General features: G+C 58.5%; 2 protein-coding genes. One reads left to right on the forward strand and one right to left on the reverse strand.

Annotation, left to right across the window (positions count from 1 at the left end; translation table 11 throughout):
- On the forward strand, positions 1–2,727 hold a 2,727-nt coding region (locus H6F43_RS02050), incomplete at its 5' end, for a glycerophosphodiester phosphodiesterase family protein (protein ID WP_190340351.1).
- Between the two features lie 63 nt (positions 2,728–2,790).
- Here the strand turns inward: H6F43_RS02050 and H6F43_RS02055 are convergent.
- Positions 2,791–3,624 (reverse strand): DUF58 domain-containing protein (locus H6F43_RS02055; RefSeq protein WP_190340352.1); only part of this gene is annotated, 834 nt, incomplete at its 5' end.

Raw genomic sequence — 3,624 nt, forward strand, 5'->3', positions numbered from 1 at the left:
ATCCAGTCCTTCGAGGTCGGCAACCTGAAGGAACTGAACAGTGTGATTATGCCTGCCGCTGGCGTTGATCTGCCGCTGGTGCAGCTATTTGACGCTGCAGATGTGCGACTGGATGGATCGCTGATTGAGATTCGCCCCTATGATTTCGTCGTTAGCGGCGACCCGCGCACCTATGCGGATCTGCGATCGCCGGAAGGACTCGCAGAAATCGCCACCTACGCTGAGGGCATCGGTCCCTGGAAGCGGATGATCGTCTCGGTGCAGGGACGCGACGCTAATGGCGACGGTTTGGCAGATGACGTGAACGGCGATGGCGCAGTCAACGACGCCGACACCACCACGCTGCCGCCAACGACGCTGGTGCAGGACGCCCACGCGGCTGGATTGCAGGTGCATCCCTACACCTTCCGCAACGAGGCGCGTTATCTAGCAGCCGACTACAACGGCAACCCGGAGCTAGAGTATCGCCAATTCATTCAGCTCGGCGTCGATGCCTATTTCACCGACTTTCCCGGTACGGGCGACTTGGTGCGCGACCAGATCACGGGAGAGTTTGTCCGATCGCCTCAGAACCCCGATGTTCTGGCGCGTCCGCAGTTCAATACGCTGGACGGCAATGTGCCGATCGTGATTGGGCACCGGGGCGCGAGTGGCGAACGTCCCGAACACACGCTGGCGGCGTACAAAGTGGCGATCGCCGCTGGCGCAAATTTCATTGAGCCAGACTTGGTGGTGACGAAGGATAACATTCTGATTGCTCGCCACGAGCCAATGCTAGGAGTTCTAAATGCTGATGGCTCCCTGAACACCAGCGACACCAGCACGGATGTGTATCTGCGTCCAGAGTTTGCCGATCGTCTCACTACCAAAGTGTTGGATGGTGTTCCTCGACGCGGCTGGTTTGCGGAGGATTTCACGCTGACAGAAATCAAAACGCTGAATGCGATCGAGCGGTTGCCCGGACTTCGGAGCACTCGCTTCAACAACGACGGGCTAAAAGTGCCGACGCTAGAAGAAGTCATCGATCTGGTGCAGCAGTACGAGCGAGAAACAGGCATTAAGATCGGCATCTACCCGGAAACCAAGCACCCGACGTTCTTTGACACCGAAGGAACGCGGCTGGATGGTTCACAGATTGATGCCAACCTGGGGCAACTGCTGGTCGATACGCTGGTGCGCAAAGGCTTTACCGACCCGACGCGGGTGTTCATCCAGTCCTTCGAGACGAGCAACCTGAAGGAGCTGAGCGAGGTGATTATGCCCGCCGCAGGCGTGGACCTGCCGCTGGTGCAACTCTATGGCGGCGCAACAGATCGCCCCTACGACCTCGTATTCAGCGGCGATCGTCGCACCTATGGCGATTTAACGACCGAGGCTGGACTGGCAGAAGTCGCCGCCTATGCGGAAGGGATTGGTCCCAACAAGCGCCTGATTGTGCCTGCCCAAACTGTAGACAACGACGGCGACGGCAGACCGGATGACTTAGACGGAGATGGCGCGATTAGCGACGCCGATCGCGTCTTGGGCGCACCCACCACACTGGTTCAGGACGCGCACAAAGCCGGACTGCTGGTGCATCCGTACACGCTCCGCAACGAAGGTTTCTTTCTGGCAGCAGACTACAACGGCGACCCGTTGAACGAGTTCAAGCAGTTTATCCAACTGGGCGTGGACGGCTACTTCACCGACTTTCCCAGCACAGGCTACGATGCGCGGCAGAGCTTTATCGGCTATCAGCCTGCGATCACCAATTTGGGTGGCTCCAGAGGCTTCGAGGGGATGGCGATCAGCCCTGATAAATCTACGCTGTATCCGCTGCTGGAAGGATTCGTGATTGGCGATCCGACCAACGCGCTGCGGATTCACCGCGTCGATGCGGCAACCGGAGAGTTTCAAGGCTTGGTTGGCTACTATCAACTGGCGAATCCCGCTAACGCGATCGGCGATTTCACCGTGGTCAATGACACGGAGTATCTTGTGATCGAGCGGGACAACGGACAGGGAGCCACGGCTCAGTTCAAAAAGATCTTCAAGGTCGATTTGTCTAAAACCGACGCCAATGGCTTTGTTGCCAAAGAGGAAATTGCGGATCTGCTGAACATCCAGGACCCCAACGATTTGGACGGCAACGGTAGCGCCACCTACCGCATGCCCTTCCAAACGATCGAAGATGCGCTGGTGATTGATGCCAACACAATCTTGGTTGCCAACGACAACAACTACCCGTTCTCGCTGGGTCGCCCTCCGGCGATCGACAACAATGAGATCGTCTTGCTACAACTCGACACGCCGCTGAATCTGGATCCGCGAGTTGGTCTAGCGGCGGCTCCGGCATCGCTGCCGGCTCGCACGATCGCGGGCGGTGACGCGGGCGATCTGCTGATTGGTTCTGCCTTCGCCGATACGCTGGTTGGTGAGGGCGGCGACGACACCCTGCTAGGACAGGAAGGCAACGACACCCTCCAAGGTGGGTTAGGTGCCGATACCCTGGTGGGCGGTGCTGGCAGCGACGTGTTTGTCCTGGCAAACGGTGAGGGCACTGATGTCATTACAGACTTCAGCGCCTCTCAGGGCGATCGCATCCGGTTGGGTGCCGACCTCCGCTTTGACCAACTTCGCATTACCGGAGACAGCAGCGCCGTGATTCAGGTTGCCGCCACAAATACTGTGTTGGCGATCGTCACGGGCGTTCAGGCTGGAGCCGTGACGAATACGCTGTTTGTATAAGAATGCGTAAGCAGGGTGGGCAGTGCCCACCCTGCTTCTGTTCTACCCAAGAGTCAGACACAATTACAGTTGATTCCGCGCCTTGAGTTGCAGATAGCGATCGACCAGTTGTTCCGAAACCTGGTTCGCGGGTGCATCCAGAACGAGAACGCCTTTTTGCTTTAGCTGAGCAAAGGCAACCTGCCGCTGCGCCAGCAAATCCAAAGCAACCGCGCGAGCATACGTTGCGGCGACATCGTGCGTCTGCGTCTGCGCTTGCTGGTCTACCTGCGGATCGCGGAGCGCAATGCAGAACGGCAGATAGCGAGGCGTCAGTCGCCCCATGGCTGCCAATAGCTCCGCTGAGGCTGTGCGATCGACCAGATCAGTAATCAGCACGACGAGAGCGCGACGAGATTGCTGATTCACCAGCGTTGTCACCGCACCTAAATAATCTGGCTCCAGCAGTTCAGGCTGAATGGGAGTGAGACGCTCAATTAAGTGGTTCAGGTGGCGCTGTCCCCGTTCGGGCGGAATCCAGGTGTGGATCTGGCGATCAAAGACGCCAACGCCGACGCGATCGCCGCGATGCAGCCCTGCCAGCGCCAGCGAGAGCGTAGCATTTAAGCCCCAGTCGAAGCGAGCAAGTCCCCGAACGTTAGCGGTCATCAAGCGTCCCCGGTCCAGCAGAATGATCAGCGTCTGCTCCTGTTCTGGCTCAAGTACGCGGACTAAAGGCTGTCCGCGTCGCGCCGTCGCTTTCCAGTCAATAAAACGCGGGTCGTCCCCGCTGCCGTATTCGCGCAGTTCAGCAAACTCGGTACCTGTGCCCAGCCGCTTTGCCGTGCGGACGGCGCCTGTAGATTGAAGACTGAGCCGAATCGAGAGCGATCGCAGCCCCACGAGATCCGGATAAAC

Source organism: Leptolyngbya sp. FACHB-36, assembly GCF_014695955.1.
Taxonomy (GTDB): Bacteria; Cyanobacteriota; Cyanobacteriia; order Leptolyngbyales; family Leptolyngbyaceae; genus FACHB-36.